The following is a 14,686-nucleotide window of genomic DNA, read 5'->3' as shown; positions in this document are numbered from 1 at the left end:
TCTCAGGTCAGGCCTTCGTGTACTTCTTCAGGCAGCCGGGGCAGCAGAACCAGAAGTCCTCGCCGTCGACCACCCCGTGCGGGGTGTCCGGTCCGATCACGACGGTCATCCCGCAGACCGGGTCGACGGCGGTCCGTGCGGGGGTCTCGCCGATGGGGACCATGATCTCCTCGATGGGAAATGTGGCCGGCCCGACGGGCAGGGTCGGGCCGGCCACGAACTCGGGCCCGGCTTTCGCGAACGCGGCCGCCTCGGCGTGCGTCGCGGCGGGCTTCTTCGGCGCGGCGACGGTCAGGCCACCGACGCGCATCTCGCGCACGATCTCGGCCAGCACCGAGAGGGCGATCTCCTTGGGGGTACGGGCGCCGATGTCGATACCGGCGTGCGCCCGGATCCGGGACCGCTCCTCGATGGACAGGCCCATCGTGTCGAGCAGGATCGCCGACCGGGTGTTGCTGGCCACCAGCGCGATCAGCGGCACACCGGCGTCCAGCGCCTCCCGGACGGCGCGTTCCTCGTCGCGGCCCAGCCCGGCCACCACCACCGCGGTCGCCCCCTCGTACGAGTGGGCGACCTCGAAGTCGAGGAACTCGGCCAGGGCCGTCACGGCCGTGCCGACCGGGGTGCCGCCGACCACCACCATCAGCGGTTTCGGCAGCACCGGCCGGAGGAAGATCTCGATCGCCCCACCGGAGTGGCAGGGGTTGACGACGACGAGCGCGCCGGGCGTCTCGGGGAACTCGGCCGAGTCCTCCGGCAGCACCCGCAGCAGGACGGTGTTGCCGTCGCGCAGCGAGTCCATGGCGGCCGCCCGTACCGACGTCTCGGCGCAGACCCCGCCGACGAAGCCCTCGATGGACCCGTCGGCCAGGATCACCGCGTCGTCGCCGGCCCGCGCCGAGGTGGGTTCCTGGGCGCGGACCACGGTGGCGTGCACGAACGGCCGGCGGGCGACCGTCAGCTCGTGGGCACGCTCGGCGATGCTCGTCGTCATCACGTACTCCGTCTTCTAGATCGGCGGGGTGGCCTGGCCGCGCATCGCGTCCCAGACCCGCGACGGGGTGAGCGGCATGTCGGCGTGCCGGACGCCGAACGGCTTGAGCGCGTCGACGACCGCGTTGACGATCGCCGGCGGCGAGCCGACCGTCGCGGACTCGCCGACGCCCTTGGCGCCGATCGGGTGGTGCGGCGACGGGGTGACCGTGTAGCCGGTCTCCCAGTCGGGCACCTCCAGAGCGGTCGGGATCAGGTAGTCCATCAGCGAGGCGCCGAGGCAGTTGCCGTCCTCGTCGAAGGAGATCATCTCCATGAGCGCCATGCCGACGCCGTCGGTGAGACCACCGTGCACCTGACCCTCGATGATCATCGGGTTGATCCGGGTGCCGCAGTCGTCGACCGCGATGAACCGGCGAACCTTGACCTCGGCCGTGCCCGGGTCGATGTCGACGACGCAGATGTACGCCCCGTGCGGGTAGGTCAGGTTCGACGGGTTGTAGCAGATCTGCGCCTCGAGACCGCCCTCGACGCCGTCCGGCAGGTCGCCCGCGCCGTGCGCCCGGAACGCGATCTCCTGGATCGTCACCGACTTGCCCGGGTCGCCCTTGACCTGGAAGGCGCCCTTCACCCAGTCCAGGTCGGCGATCGACACCTCGAGCATCGCCGAGGCGATCAGCTTCGCCTTGTCCCGCACCTTGCGGGCCACCAGGGCGGCCGCCGCGCCGGAGACCGGGGTGGACCGGCTGCCGTAGGTGCCGAGACCGAACGGCGTGTTGTCGGTGTCGCCGTGCAGCACGTCGATGTCGGCCGGTGGTATGCCCAGCTCCTCGGCGATGATCTGCGCGAACGTGGTCTCGTGGCCCTGGCCCTGGGTCTTCACCGAGAGCCGGACGACGGCCTTGCCGGTCGGGTGCACCCGCAGCTCGCAGCCGTCGGCCATGCCCAGGCCGAGGATGTCCATGTTCTTGCGCGGCCCGGCGCCGACCGCCTCGGTGAAGAACGAGATGCCGATGCCCATCAGCTCGCCGCGGGCCCGCTTCTCGGCCTGCTCCTTGCGCAGCTCGTCGTAGCCGGCCATCTCCATGGCGAGGCGCATGGTGGGCTCGTAGTTCCCGGAGTCGTACACCCATCCGGTCTTGGTGGTGTACGGGAACTGGTCCGGCTGGATGAAGTTCTTCAGCCGCAGCTCGGCCGGGTCCATCCGGAGCTCGTAGGCGAGCGTGTCGACGATCCGCTCGACCAGGTAGACGGCCTCGGTGATGCGGAACGAGCAGGCGTACGCCACACCGCCGGGCGCCTTGTTCGTGTAGACCGCGGTCATCTTGCAGTGCGCGGCCTGGAGGTCGTAGCTGCCGGTGAACACGCCGAAGAAGCCGGCCGGGTACTTCACCGGGGCGGCCGTGCCGTTGAACGCGCCGTGGTCGGCCAGCACGTTCGTACGGATCGCCAGGATCTTGCCCTCGGCCGTCGCCGCGATCTCGGCCCGCATGATGTAGTCCCGGGCGAAACCGGTGCTGATCAGGTTCTCCGAGCGGTCCTCCATCCACTTCACCGGCTTGCCGGTGACGATGGAGCCGACGATGCTCAGCACGTAGCCCGGGTAGATCGGCACCTTGTTGCCGAAGCCGCCGCCGATGTCCGGGGCGATCACCTGGATCTTGTGCTCGGGCAGACCGGCGACGATCGCGTAGAGGGTGCGGTGCGCGTGCGGGGCCTGGGTGGTCGACCAGAGCCGCAGCCTGCCCTCGACCGGGTCGAAGTCGGCGACCGAGCCGCACGTCTCCATCGGTGCGGGGTGCACGCGCGGGTAGACGATGTCCTCCTTGACGACCACGTCCGCCGAGGCGAAGACCCGGTTCGTCTCCTCCTCGTCACCGGTCTCCCAGTCGAAGACGTGGTTGTCCGCCTTGCCCTCGAGGTCGGTGCGGATGATCGGGGCGTCCGGCGCCAGGGACTTGCGGACGTCGATGACCGGTTCCAGCACGTCGTACTCGACGTCGATCAGTTCGAGGGCGTCCCGGGCCTTGTACCGGTCCTCGGCGACGACGAACGCCACCTCCTGGCCCTGGAAGCGCACCTTGTCGGTGGCCAGCACGGCCTGCACGTCGTTGGACAGCGTCGGCATCCAGGCCAGGCCGAGGCCCTTGAGGGTCTCGCCGGTGACGACCGCCTTCACGCCGGGCGACGCCTCGGCCGCGCTGGTGTCGATGCTGACGATGCCGGCGTGCGCGAACGGCGACCGCAGGATCGCCAGGTGCAGCATGCCGGGCAGCTGCACGTCGTCGACGAACCGGCCGCGGCCGCGGAGCAGGCGCGGGTCCTCCTTGCGCAGCATCCGGCCGAAGCCGATCGGATTCTGGTCGTTGTCCTCGAACTCGGTGAGCTTGGAGTCCTGGAGATCGGTCATGCCTGCGCCACCTCCTCTTCCTTAGCGGCGTTGGCCTCGTGCACCGCGGCCCAGCGGACCGAGCGGATGATCGACGAGTAACCGGTGCAGCGGCAGATCTGGCCGGAGATGGCCTCGCGGATCTCGCCCTCGGTCGGGTCCGGGTTCCTGTCCAGCAGCGCCCGGCACGTCATCAGCATGCCCGGCGTGCAGAACCCGCACTGGAGGCCGTGGCACTGCCGGAAGCCCTCCTGGATCGGGTCCAGCTCGGCGCCGTTGGCCAGCCCTTCGACGGTACGGACCTCGTGGCCCCCGGCCATCGCGGCCAGCACGGTGCACGACTTGACGGGCTCGCCGTCCAGCCACACCACGCAGACGCCGCAGTTGCTCGTGTCGCAGCCCCAGTGGGTGCCGGTCAGGCCGAGCACGTCGCGCAGGAAGTGCACGAGCAGCATGCGGCCCTCGATCTCACGGGTGTACTCGGTCCCGTTGACCGTCATCGTGACCTGCATCAGTTCAGCTCCTCGCCCGTTCCACGGCGGTACGCAGGGTGCGCCGGGTCAGCTCGTCCGCCAGGTGGCGCTTGTAGTCGGCACTGCCCCGGGTGTCGGTCACCGGGTCGCAGCCGCGCGCCGCGATCGCCCCGGCCAGCTGGTACAGCTCCTCGCTCGGCTCGTGGCCGCGCAGGGACGCCGAGATCTCCGGGATGCCGGTGGTGTTCGGGCCGACCGCGGCCAGGCCCACCCGGGCGTCCACGATCCTGCCGGCATCGAGCCACACCGCGGCGCCGGCCGACACGACGGCCCAGTCGCCGGCGCGGCGCTCGACCTTCGCGTACGCGCTGCCGACCTTGAAGTTCTTCCGGGGGAGCCGGATCTCGGTGAGGATCTCGTTGTCCGCGACGGCCGTCTCGTACGGGCCGACGTGGAACTCCTCCATGGTGACGACCCGCTCGGCGCCGCCCGGGCCCCGGATCACGCAGCTCGCGTCCAGGGTCGTGCACACCGCCGACAGGTCCTCGGACGGGTCCGCCTGGCAGAGCGATCCGCCCAGGGTGCCGCGATTGCGGACCACCGGGTCGGCGATCACCCGCTCGGCGTCCCGGAAGATCGGGAAGACGCCGGCCAGCACGTCCGATTCGAGCAGCTCCCGATGCCGGGTCATGGCCCCGATGCGCACCTCGTCGTCGCTCAGCCTGATGTAGCCGAGCTCGCCGTGCAGATCGTTGATGTCGATGAGATATTCGAAGTTGGCGAGCCGCAGCTTCATCATCGGCAGCAGGCTGTGGCCACCGGCCACCAACCGTGCCGAGCTGCCCAGCCGCTCCAACAGTCCAATGGCTTGATCCACGCTTGTGGCACGTTCGTATTCGAACGGAGCCGGCACCTGCACCCTGCACCTCCCGCGAAGTCGCGCAGACCCTCGCGTGCCCGGGATCCATTGTCAACAGCGACCTAAGGGTTCTCTTAATCAAGCGTTGACTAGGCCTTGATGATCACGGAAGGTGCTGAGATGCGCGAGATCGTGGACGGGCTGATCGCCTGGCGCGCCGCCGGCGTCTCCTTCGCCGTGGCGACGGTCGTGAACACGTGGCGTTCGGCGCCCCGGCAGCCCGGCGCCGCGATGGCCGTCAACGAGCACGGCGACGTTCTGGGCAGTGTCTCGGGCGGCTGCGTGGAGGGCGCCGTCTACACGGCCGCTCAGGAAGTCATAAAAACCAAAAAGGCACAGACGCATACGTACGGGGTGAGCGACGGCGACGCGTTCGAAGTCGGTCTGACCTGCGGCGGCACCATCGAGGTCATGATCCAGCCGGACGTCGCGCTGTCCTCGCTGGACGCCCTGCTCGCCGACATCGCCGCCGGCCGCCCGGTCGCCACCGTGTCCCTGCCCGGCGCCCAGCTCGTGGCCTGGCCCGAGCCCACGCCGAACACCGTCGCCGGCCCCGAACCCGGCCGCACCGCGGGCACCCTCGGCGACCCCGAGCTCGACCGGATCGCCGCCGCCCAGGCGAGAGGCCTGCTGGCGCACGGGCGCAGCGCCATCGTGACGGCCTGCGAGCGGGAGGTGTTCGTCCAGTCCTGGGCCTCCCCGGCCCGCATGATCGTCTTCGGGGCGATCGACTTCGCCGCCGCGGTGGCCCGGATCGGGAAGTTCCTCGGCTACCAGGTCACCGTCTGCGACGCCCGGGGCGTCTTCGCCACCGAGGCCCGCTTCCCCGAGGCGGACGAGGTGGTCGTCCAGTGGCCGCACCGCTACCTCGAATCCACCGGGATCGACGAGCGCACCGTCCTGTGCGTGCTCACCCACGACCCGAAGTTCGACATCCCGCTGCTGGAGGTCGCCCTGCGGACCCCGGCCCGCTACATCGGCGCGATGGGCAGCCGCCGCACCTGCGAGGACCGCATCCGCCGCCTGCGCGAGGCCGGTGTCCCGGAGGCGGCTCTGGCCCGTCTGCGCGCCCCGATCGGCCTCGACCTGGGCGCCCGCACCCCGGAGGAGACCGCGGTGGCCATCGCCGCCGAGATCGTCGCCCTCTCCTGGGGCGGTTCCGGAGCCCCGCTCACCGGCCTCACCGCCCCCATCCACCGTCCCGCCTGATCAGGGCACTTCCGGCTGGGCCCACCCACGGACCGCGAGCGCGGCACGGAACTGTCAGTCGCCGGCCAGGATCTCGTCGGTCCGGCGGCCGGCCGTGGCCCACCAGGTGGCGATGCGGTCGACGACCGGGCCGGGGTTGCGGGCCCAGGCGATGTGGTCGTTGCTGCCGCCCGGTGGGACGTCGGCGTGGCGGTACTGCCAGACCGTGGCGGCCGACGGGTCGAACATGGCGGCGGCGAAGGCCTCGACCGACATCGGCGGGGCGAGGCGGTCGCCCTCCAGGGCCACGAGCAGCGACGGGGTACGCACCGGCTCGGGCGCCGGGAACGGGGTGCGGCCGGTCAGCGCCATCCGGGCCCACTCGCGCATCAGGGTGCGGGCGCCGGGACCACCGAAGGCCGGCTTGGGCAGGTGGCCGAAGAGGCTGGTCAGCAGCGGGACGACCACGCCGGCCTGGATCACCAGCGGCAGGCCGCCGAACGGGTAGTGCCGGTGGTACGGCAGGGCGCCGCCCACCGTGACCACACCGTCCGCCGGGACGTGGCCGAGCTGGTGACCGACCGCGAGCTGGGCGCCGAGGCTGTGGCCGAGGATGATGACCGGCCGCCGTGGCGCCTCGGCACGGGCCGCCGTCACCGCCTCCGCCATCACCTGGATCTCGTCGGCGTAGGACCAGTCGTTGCCCCGCGACGCCGGGCGCTCACCCTGCTCGAAACCGCGCCGGGGCAGAGCACGGGCGCTCCATCCCCGGGCTTCGAACGCTTCGACGAGCAGCCGGTAGTACCGGGATCCGATGCCCATGGCGGGCGACACGAGGACCATCGGTGCCGGCTGCGTCATGTCCATCCCCGTCTCGGTGTCACGGCCACTGGTTACCGGCCGGTATCAGCACTCTCGGGTCGCCGGATCCGGACGACAAGCGGATATGGCCCACATCACGTACCCGGGCCGATCCCACGAGAGCCGTCCCCGGCCGATCACATGAGCCGGCGGCCGGGGACGGCCCGGAGCACCGGCCGGCGGCCCGCCGCGACAGCAGCGAGCCCCGCGGTCCCGTACAGGAAACGGGGTTTGTCAGCCTCTCTTCATCAGACGGCCGACCGCGGCCATCAGCTCGGAGGCCATCTCGTCGGCGCGGCCCTCCTGGGCGCCCTCGTGCATGCAGTGGCGGGCGTGCCCGTCGAGGAGGCCGAGTGCCACCTTGTCGAGGGCGGCCTGGATGGCGGAGATCTGGGTGAGGATGTCGATGCAGTAGCGGTCGTCCTCGACCATCCGCTCGATGCCGCGCACCTGGCCCTCGATGCGGCGCAGCCGGGACTGCAGGTTGTCCTTCGTCGCGGTGTAGCCGCGGGTCGGGGCGGGATTGGTCATGAGGACCATGCTACATCGCTTGGGTACCCCTACCGGGTATGTGTATGGTGAGGAGACATCACGACGAAGGGGGCACTTATGAGGACGCCGGTACGGCTGGCCGCGTTCGCGCTCGGGCTGGTCGCCGTCTTCGGGGTGGCGGCCGGCGCGGGGCGGCTGATCGGCCCGGACGTGCTGCCCGAGCCTGAGCCGGCGCACGGCGAGGCCCACGCGCCCGCCGCGCCGGAGATCCCGGGCGGACTGCAGATCGCGCAGGGTGGCTACCGGTTGAGCCCGGCCACCACCCGTCTCACCGTCGGGGAGCCGGGGCCGTTCGCCTTCCAGGTGCTCGGGCCGGACGGGAAGCCGGTGACGTCGTACACCCGCAACCACGACAAGGACCTGCATCTCATCGTGGTCCGGCGGGATCTGTCCGGCTATCAGCACCTGCATCCGGTGCTGGGCGCGGACGGCACGTGGTCGGTGCCGATCGGCGTGGACACCCCCGGGCAGTACCGGGTGCTCGCCGACTTCCAGCCGGCCGCCGAGCCGGAGGCGCTCACCCTGGGCGTCGACGTGCCCGCGCCGGGCGACTACCAGCCGGTGCCGCTGCCTCCGGCGGCGCGGACCGCCGAGGTCGACGGCTACACCGTCACCCTGGCCGGCGATCTCGCGGCCGGGGCCTCGTCGGAGCTCGACTTCACCGTCAGCCGGGACGGGCGGCCGATCACCGACCTGGAGCCCTATCTGGGGGCGCTCGGTCACCTGGTGGTGCTGCGCGAGGGAGACCTGGCCTACCTGCACGTGCACCCGGCGAGCGCGACCGCGCTGAGCTTCCGGGCCGAGGTGCCGTCGCCCGGGGTCTACCGTCTCTACCTGGATTTCCAGCACGCTGGAAAGGTGCGCACCGCCGAGTTCACCGCGACGACGACCGGTGTCACCCAGCCGCCGGCCCCGACCGAGACCGCCGATCCCGGGCCCAGCGCCGACGGACACGGCGCCGACGGCCACACGCACGACTGAGGGGGCAATCGCCATGAGCCTGCAAATCTCTCCTCAGCTGATCGAACTCGAGATCGGCGGGATGACCTGCGCGTCCTGCGCGGCCCGGATCGAGAAGAAGCTGAACCGGATGGACGGGGTGACCGCCACCGTCAACTACGCCACCGAGAAGGCGACGGTGACGGCCGACCCGGGCGTCACCACGGCCGACCTGATCGCCACGGTCGAAAAGACTGGATATTCCGCGAAAATTCCGGAAAAGGCGGAAGAAGCGCTGCCAGCGCATGATCCACTCCGGACCCGGCTGATCGTATCGATCGTGCTCAGCGTGCCGGTGATCCTGCTGGCCATGGTTCCGGCCTGGCAGTTCACCTACTGGCAGTGGGCCTCGCTCACCCTGGCCGCGCCGGTGGTCGTCTACGGCGGCTGGCCGTTCCACCGGGCGGCCGCGATCAACCTGCGGCACGGCGCGGCGACCATGGACACGCTGGTCTCGCTGGGGACGATCGCGGCGTTCGGCTGGTCGCTGTGGGCGCTGTTCTTCGGCACCGCCGGGGAGCCGGGCATGACGCACCCGTTCAGCCTGGCCGTCAGCCGCACCGACGGCGCCGGGGCCATCTACCTGGAGGCGGCCGCCGGGGTGACCATGTTCATCCTGGCCGGGCGGTACTTCGAGGCCCGGTCCAAGCGGCGTGCCGGTGACGCGCTGCGGGCGCTGCTGGAGATGGGCGCCAAGGACGTCGCCGTGCTGCGCGACGGCCGGGAGGTGCGGGTACCCGTCGAGGATCTGCGGACGGACGACCGGTTCGTGGTCCGCCCGGGCGAGAAGATCGCGACGGACGGCGTGGTCGAGGAGGGGTCGTCGGCGGTCGACCGGTCGATGCTGACCGGCGAGAGCGTCCCGGTCGAGATCGGGCCGGGCGGCGAGGTCGCCGGCGGCACGGTGAACGCGGGCGGCCGGCTGATCGTGCGGGCCACCCGGGTCGGCGCCGACACCCAGCTGGCGCAGATGGCCCGGCTGGTCGAACAGGCGCAGGCCGGCAAGGCGGAGGTGCAGCGGCTCGCCGACCGGATCTCCGCGGTGTTCGTACCGATCGTGATCACGCTGGCGGTGGCGACGCTGGGCTGGTGGTACGGGACCGGCGCCGGCTGGACGGCCGCGTTCACCGCCGCGGTGGCCGTGCTGATCATCGCCTGCCCGTGCGCGCTCGGCCTGGCCACGCCGACGGCGCTGCTGGTCGGCACCGGCCGGGGCGCGCAGCTCGGCATCCTGATCAAGGGTCCGGAGGCGCTGGAGTCGACCCACCGGGTGGACACGATCGTCCTGGACAAGACGGGCACGGTCACGACCGGCGTGATGAAGCTGGTCGCCGTGCTGCCCGACGATCCGGAGCTGCTGCGTCTCACGGCCTCCGTGGAGGCGGCGTCGGAACACCCCATCGCTCACGCGATCGCGGCCGGGGTGAGCGATCACCTTCCGGTGAGTGGGTTCACCAGCTTCGAGGGCTTGGGCGTACGGGGAACCGCCGGCGACCGTGACATTCTCGCCGGGCGGATCGGTCTGCTGGAGCGGGAGGGTTTCGAGGTCCCCTTCGAGGTCGCCCGGATCGCCGCCGAGCACGAGGCGGCCGGCCGCACCGCGATCGTGGCCGGCTGGGACGGTAAGGCCCGCGGTGTGCTGGCCGTCGCCGACATGGTGAAGCCGACCAGCGCCACCGCGGTCGCCGGGCTGCGCCGCCTGGGCCTGACCCCGGTGCTGCTGACCGGCGACAACGAGACGGTGGCGCGGGCCGTGGCGGCCGAGGTCGGCATCGACGAGGTGATCGCCGGGGTGCTGCCGGCCGGCAAGGTCGACGTGATCCGGCGGTTGCAGTCGGACGGCCGGGTGGTGGCGATGGCCGGGGACGGGGTGAACGACGCGGCCGCCCTGGCGCAGTCCGACCTGGGGCTGGCCATGGGCACCGGCACCGATGTGGCGATCGAGGCGTCCGATCTGACCCTCGTACGGGGTGATCTGACGGCCGCGGTGGACGCGATCCGGCTGTCCCGGCGGACCCTGCGGATCATCAAGAGCAACCTGTTCTGGGCGTTCGCGTACAACGTGGCGGCGCTGCCACTGGCCGCCGCCGGGCTGCTCAACCCGATGATCGCCGGCGCCGCGATGGCCTTCTCCTCGGTCTTCGTGGTCGCCAACAGTCTCCGCCTGCGCCGCTTCCGGCCCCTCCACTGACGGTTCGGCCCCGGCGTCCTCGCAGGCGCCGGGGCCGGCCCGTATCAGTCCAGGACGGCGGTCACCGTGCCGGCGGCGACCGTGCGGTTGCCCTCACGGACCGCGAAGCCCATGCCGGCCTCCAGTGCGATCGCCTTGCCCAGGGTGACGGTCACCCGGTCCAGGGTGTCGCCGGGCATGACCAGGTCACGGCCGCCGAGGTCCATCCCGCCGGACACGTCGGTGGTGTGGAAGTAGAACTGCGGCCGGTAGTCCGCCGCGAACGGCGTGTGCCGGCCACCCTCGGCGCTGGTCAGCGCGTACATCCGGGCCGTGAAGACCCGGTGCGGGCGCACGCTGGACGGCGCCGCGAGAACCTGGCCCCGCTGCACCTGCTCGCGCTTGACCCCGCGCAGCAGGACGGCGGCGTTGTCGCCGGCCTGCGCCGACTCCAGGACCTTGCCGAACGTCTCCAGGCCGGTGGCGACGCTGGCGACTGTCGGCCCGAGGCCGACCACCTCGACCGGCTCGCCCACGCGGAGCTCGCCACGCTCCACCTTGCCGGTGACGACGGTGCCGCGGCCGCTGATCGACAGCACGTTCTCGATCGGCATGAGGAACGGCTCGCCGAGTTCGCGCGGCGGGATCGGCACGTAGGTGTCGACCGCGTCGAGCAGCTCGGCGATCGACGCCACCCAGCGCGGGTCGCCGTCGAGCGCCCGCAGCGCGCTGACCCGGACCACCGGCACCTCGTCGCCGGGGAAGCCGTAGGCCGACAGCAGCTCACGGACCTCCAGTTCGACCAGGTCGAGCAGCTCCGGGTCCTCGGCCATGTCGCTCTTGTTGAGGGCCACCACCAGGTACGGCACGCCGACCCGCTGGGCGAGCAGCACGTGCTCGCGGGTCTGCGGCATCGACCCGTCCTGCGCCGAGACGACCAGGATCGCGCCGTCCACCTGCGCCGCGCCGGTGATCATGTTCTTCACGTAGTCGGCGTGGCCGGGCATGTCGACGTGGGCGTAGTGGCGGGACGCGGTCTCGTACTCGACGTGGGCGATGGTGATGGTGATGCCGCGGGCGGCCTCCTCCGGGGCCTTGTCGATCCCCTCGAACGCGACGTACCGGTTGGTTGCCGGGTCGCGGTCGGCGAGAACCTTCGTGATCGCGGCGGTCAGGGTCGTCTTGCCGTGGTCGACGTGACCCATCGTGCCGATGTTGAGGTGTGGCTTCGTACGGATGAACTGGCTCTTGGCCATTTTGCGAGTCCTCACTGGATGCGAGGCGGGAGGTGGAGCGCGGCCCGATGCCAGCCGGGACGCGCCAGAACCACGCACGGGGCAGCCACCCCTCCCCTGGGTTCTGCTGCTGGCGGGGAGGGGTCAGACTCGCGAATCAAGGCGCGCGGGAGCCGCCACGAGGGGCAGCTGCGGACCGGGCGCGAAGAACATGCCGAGAGGTTAGCGCGGCTCCCGGCGGGCGACCAGCGAATTAACGACGTCGATGATCGGGGCGGGCGGCAGGGGCGTCAGCCAGTTGGGGCGCACGTCGACGAACCGGACCCGGCCGGCCCGGTCGGCGACGACCACGGTGGCGAACGGCAGCACCGACCGGCCGGTGCCGAGCGGCTTGTCGGCGCCGGGGCTGCCGAAGCCGATGTTCAGGGCGTCGATCAGGACGTGCCGCGGGTCGGAGGCGACCAGCATGCGCAGGTCGTCGCGGTGTTTGAGGTCGGCCAGCCGGCCCGGCGCCTGGGTGCTGACGGCGACCAGGTGGGCGCCCAGGCCGGTGAGCGCGGGTTCGAGCTTCTCCGAGTAGGACCGCAGCAGCGCCTCGCAGTCGGCCGAGCCGGCGTAGCGGATGAAGACCAGCACGAGCGGGCCGGTGTGCAGGAGCCGGTCGAGGTGGATCGGTCCGAGATCCACCTCGAGCAGCGGCATCAGCGGCAGGCGGTCGCCGGCCTTGACCATTCGCTTCCAGATCGCGTTGCGGTCGAGAAGCCGCCGGAACGCTTCGTCGTCGACCCGGCGCAGGTCCTGCACGGTCGTCATCGTGGTCTCCAGTCCTCAGGGTGTGACCATAATACCCATCGGACCGATAGGATTACTAGGCTTACCCGACCCGGGTTCGCCGATCAAGAGGGTAGCGGGCGGCTCACGTCCCAGTGCTCGACGATCAGCCCGTCCTCGAAGCGCCAGATGTCGACGACCGCCTCGGACGGGCCCTCGGCCGGGATCAGGGTGTAGTGGGCCACCACGAACTGGTCGTCCGCGATGACGTGTTGCAGGTCGAGCTGGGCGGTGGCGATCGGTGAGTCGACGATGAACTCGATCCAGGCGTCGCGGCCGGCCGGGGCGCCCGGGCTGTGTGACAGGAAATCCTCGCGGAGGATCTCGCGGAGGACCTCGACCTCGCCGGCCGCGAACCGGCCGAAGGCATCGAGGAACCGTCTCTTGTTCTCTTCCGCCACATCGATGTCAGTCATGGGGACACCGTCGCACCTCGCCGATCGGGGTTCAAGGCGCTCAGGCGCGGGGGCGGACCAGGCCGGCGTTGAAGGCGGCGATCACCAGTTGGGCGCGGTCGCGGGCGGCCAGTTTGGCGAGCAGGTGGGTGATATGGGTCTTGACCGTCTTGACCGAGATGGCCAGCGCCGTGGCGATCTCGTCGTTGGCCAGGCCGTTGCCGATCAGGGCGAGCACCTCCACCTCGCGGGGCGTGAGGTGCCGCAGCGCGCGGACCCGTTCCGGACGGGGCGCCGCCACGTAGTGGGCCACCAGCCGGGTGAGGATCGACGGGGCGAACAGCGACTCGCCCCGGCCGGTGCGCCGGACCGCCTCCACCAGGTCCTCCGGCCGGGCGTCCTTGAGCAGGAAACCGGACGCTCCCGCCTGGAGGGCCTCGTAGACGTACTCGTCCAGCTCGAACATGCTGAGCACCAGCACCCGGATGCCGGTCAGGGCCGGGTCGGCGCAGATCCGCCGGGTCGCTTCAAGACCATCGACACCAGGCATGCGTACGTCCATGAGCACCACGTCCGGCCGCGCCGCCCGGGACCGCAGCACCGCCTCGGCCCCGTCCGCGGCCTGCCCGGCCACCTCGATGTCCGGCGCGTGCCCGAGGATCATGGCGAGGCTCTGCCGGAGCAGCGGCTGATCGTCCACCACCAGGACGCGGACAACCCCTTCCGCTGGCCGCTCTTCGCTCATTGCGACTGAGCCTGATGATTCGCTCGCAAGCCCGCTCATCGCGGCTCGTCCGGGATCCGGGCGGTGAGGCGGAAGCCCGCCTCGACCCGCTCCGCCGACAGCGTGCCGCCCAGGCTGCCGACGCGTTCCCGCAGCCCGGCGAGGCCGTGCCCGGCGCCCGGGGTGGGCCGCCATCCGTGGGCCGGGCCGCTGTCGGCCACGCTGACCACCACGTGTCCCCCGTCGCGGCGCACCCGGACCGTGGCATCGGCCGGACCGGCGTGCCGGGCCGTGTTGGCGAGGCCCTCCCGGACCGTCCGGCAGATCGCCACCTGTACGCCCGGCGGCACGTCCCCGAGCTCGCCGGCGTCCAGCCGGGCCCGCACCCCGGCGGCCGCGGCCGCGGCGACGATGCCGGGCAGCGCGCCGAGGCCCTCCACCGGCGCGCGCGGGCCGGGCGCGGTGGGCTCGCGGAGCACGCCGAGCATGCGGCGCAGTTCGGCGGTGGCGTCTCGGCTGGTCTCCTCGATGTCGTCGAGGGCGGCCCGGACCTCGGCGGGCGCGGGCAGGTGCCGGGTGGCCGCCGCCCGTACGGTGATCAGCCCGAGCCCGTGCGACACGAGATCATGCAGGTCGCGGGCGATGTGCAGCCGTTCGGCCAGCACCGCCTCGGTGGCCGCCCACTCGGTGAGCCGCCGCTCGTAGGCGGCCCGGTCGGCCCGCCACCGGCGCACCGCCCACACCGCCGCGGTGGCCGCCCCGCCGCCGATCACCACCGGGATGATCCGGGACAGCGGGCCGGACGCCCCGACCGTGCACATGGCCATGATCAGCACCGCGGCGACGGCCACGACGACCGGCACGGCCCGGCTGCTCCAGGCGGGCCGTGGGTTGGCGTTCACCGGGCCGACTCTATTCCTCGGACCTGGGTCGTAGACGGATGGCGGAATCCCGGAG

Annotated in this window: 14 protein-coding genes; 3 read left to right on the top strand and 11 right to left on the bottom strand. The window is 71.7% G+C overall.

All coding sequences use genetic code 11. The features are described 5' to 3' along the window. Nucleotides 1–7: 7 nt before the first annotated feature. From KZ829_RS11125 to KZ829_RS11110, 4 genes are read right to left on the bottom strand one after another with little or no spacing between them, the layout of a single operon-like run. On the bottom strand, nucleotides 8–994 hold the full coding sequence (locus KZ829_RS11125; RefSeq protein ID WP_220143770.1) for an XdhC family protein: 987 nt from the start codon (nucleotides 992–994) through the stop codon (nucleotides 8–10). Nucleotides 995–1,009: 15 nt separating this feature from the next. After that, nucleotides 1,010–3,403, bottom strand: a complete 2,394-nt coding sequence (locus tag KZ829_RS11120; RefSeq protein ID WP_220143769.1) for an aerobic carbon-monoxide dehydrogenase large subunit — start codon at nucleotides 3,401–3,403, stop codon at nucleotides 1,010–1,012. Beyond that, nucleotides 3,400–3,894, bottom strand: coding sequence for a (2Fe-2S)-binding protein (locus KZ829_RS11115; RefSeq protein WP_183219684.1), 495 nt, complete (start codon nucleotides 3,892–3,894; stop codon nucleotides 3,400–3,402). Before KZ829_RS11115 ends, KZ829_RS11120 begins: the two co-directional genes overlap by 4 nt. A 4-nt stretch (nucleotides 3,895–3,898) precedes the next feature. After that, nucleotides 3,899–4,768 carry an FAD binding domain-containing protein gene (locus KZ829_RS11110; protein WP_308285428.1) on the bottom strand — a complete coding sequence of 290 codons (870 nt, stop codon included), beginning with the start codon at nucleotides 4,766–4,768 and terminating at the stop codon, nucleotides 3,899–3,901. A gap of 126 nt (nucleotides 4,769–4,894) precedes the next feature. Between KZ829_RS11110 and KZ829_RS11105 the strand changes: the two genes are divergently transcribed. Beyond that, a complete protein-coding gene (locus KZ829_RS11105) occupies nucleotides 4,895–5,983 on the top strand; it encodes an XdhC family protein (RefSeq protein WP_220143767.1) in 1,089 nt (362 codons plus the stop codon). 54 nt (nucleotides 5,984–6,037) lie between these two features. Here the strand turns inward: KZ829_RS11105 and KZ829_RS11100 are convergent, their stop codons facing one another. Together KZ829_RS11100 and KZ829_RS11095 are read right to left on the bottom strand one after the other, a co-directional pair. Next, nucleotides 6,038–6,823 carry a serine aminopeptidase domain-containing protein gene (locus KZ829_RS11100; protein ID WP_220143766.1) on the bottom strand — a complete coding sequence of 262 codons (786 nt, stop codon included), beginning with the start codon at nucleotides 6,821–6,823 and terminating at the stop codon, nucleotides 6,038–6,040. 234 nt (nucleotides 6,824–7,057) lie between these two features. Further along, on the bottom strand, nucleotides 7,058–7,354 hold the full coding sequence (locus tag KZ829_RS11095; protein WP_041831370.1) for a metal-sensitive transcriptional regulator: 297 nt from the start codon (nucleotides 7,352–7,354) through the stop codon (nucleotides 7,058–7,060). Between the two features lie 78 nt (nucleotides 7,355–7,432). Between KZ829_RS11095 and KZ829_RS11090 the strand changes: the two genes are divergently transcribed. Continuing rightward, complete coding sequence (locus tag KZ829_RS11090) at nucleotides 7,433–8,356, top strand: DUF8832 domain-containing protein (RefSeq protein ID WP_220143765.1); 924 nt, start codon at nucleotides 7,433–7,435, stop codon at nucleotides 8,354–8,356. 13 nt (nucleotides 8,357–8,369) lie between these two features. After that, the gene (locus tag KZ829_RS11085) at nucleotides 8,370–10,565 is read left to right on the top strand and encodes a heavy metal translocating P-type ATPase (protein WP_220143764.1); all 2,196 of its coding nucleotides are present in this window, start codon (nucleotides 8,370–8,372) and stop codon (nucleotides 10,563–10,565) included. Between the two features lie 44 nt (nucleotides 10,566–10,609). On the opposite strand, the gene tuf is transcribed toward KZ829_RS11085, so the two are convergent. From tuf to KZ829_RS11060, 5 genes are all read right to left on the bottom strand, one after another. After that, nucleotides 10,610–11,800 (bottom strand): elongation factor Tu, encoded by a 1,191-nt coding sequence (gene tuf / locus KZ829_RS11080; protein WP_220143763.1) that lies wholly within the window; start codon nucleotides 11,798–11,800, stop codon nucleotides 10,610–10,612. A 201-nt stretch (nucleotides 11,801–12,001) separates the two neighbouring features. After that, nucleotides 12,002–12,592 (bottom strand): redoxin domain-containing protein, encoded by a 591-nt coding sequence (locus KZ829_RS11075; protein ID WP_220143762.1) that lies wholly within the window; start codon nucleotides 12,590–12,592, stop codon nucleotides 12,002–12,004. 83 nt (nucleotides 12,593–12,675) lie between these two features. After that, entirely contained in the window at nucleotides 12,676–13,026 is a 351-nt protein-coding gene (locus tag KZ829_RS11070) for a nuclear transport factor 2 family protein (protein WP_220143761.1), read from the bottom strand. A gap of 40 nt (nucleotides 13,027–13,066) precedes the next feature. After that, entirely contained in the window at nucleotides 13,067–13,750 is a 684-nt protein-coding gene (locus tag KZ829_RS11065) for a response regulator (protein WP_220143760.1), read from the bottom strand. Between the two features lie 35 nt (nucleotides 13,751–13,785). After that, nucleotides 13,786–14,631: a sensor histidine kinase gene (locus tag KZ829_RS11060; protein WP_220143759.1), complete on the bottom strand. Its 846-nt coding sequence runs from the start codon at nucleotides 14,629–14,631 to the stop codon at nucleotides 13,786–13,788. Nucleotides 14,632–14,686 lie beyond the last annotated feature (55 nt).

It is taken from the genome of Actinoplanes hulinensis (assembly GCF_019429605.1).
Classification (GTDB): Bacteria; Actinomycetota; Actinomycetes; order Mycobacteriales; family Micromonosporaceae; genus Actinoplanes; species Actinoplanes campanulatus.
This window is presented reverse-complemented; position numbering and strand designations above follow the sequence as displayed.

Bases quoted from the DNA above. Each gene is read 5' to 3' on its own strand.
- KZ829_RS11075 (WP_220143762.1), bottom strand. From the start codon at position 12,592: ATGACGACCGTGCAGGACCTGCGCCGGGTCGACGACGAAGCGTTCCGG.
- KZ829_RS11085 (WP_220143764.1), top strand. From the start codon at position 8,370: ATGAGCCTGCAAATCTCTCCTCAGCTGATCGAACTCGAGATCGGCGGG.
- KZ829_RS11105 (WP_220143767.1), top strand. From the start codon at position 4,895: ATGCGCGAGATCGTGGACGGGCTGATCGCCTGGCGCGCCGCCGGCGTC.
- KZ829_RS11065 (WP_220143760.1), bottom strand. From the start codon at position 13,750: ATGAGCGAAGAGCGGCCAGCGGAAGGGGTTGTCCGCGTCCTGGTGGTG.
- KZ829_RS11090 (WP_220143765.1), top strand. From the start codon at position 7,433: ATGAGGACGCCGGTACGGCTGGCCGCGTTCGCGCTCGGGCTGGTCGCC.
- KZ829_RS11125 (WP_220143770.1), bottom strand. From the start codon at position 994: ATGACGACGAGCATCGCCGAGCGTGCCCACGAGCTGACGGTCGCCCGC.
- KZ829_RS11095 (WP_041831370.1), bottom strand. From the start codon at position 7,354: ATGACCAATCCCGCCCCGACCCGCGGCTACACCGCGACGAAGGACAAC.
- KZ829_RS11070 (WP_220143761.1), bottom strand. From the start codon at position 13,026: ATGACTGACATCGATGTGGCGGAAGAGAACAAGAGACGGTTCCTCGAT.
- KZ829_RS11120 (WP_220143769.1), bottom strand. From the start codon at position 3,403: ATGACCGATCTCCAGGACTCCAAGCTCACCGAGTTCGAGGACAACGAC.
- KZ829_RS11115 (WP_183219684.1), bottom strand. From the start codon at position 3,894: ATGCAGGTCACGATGACGGTCAACGGGACCGAGTACACCCGTGAGATC.
- tuf (WP_220143763.1), bottom strand. From the start codon at position 11,800: ATGGCCAAGAGCCAGTTCATCCGTACGAAGCCACACCTCAACATCGGC.
- KZ829_RS11100 (WP_220143766.1), bottom strand. From the start codon at position 6,823: ATGACGCAGCCGGCACCGATGGTCCTCGTGTCGCCCGCCATGGGCATC.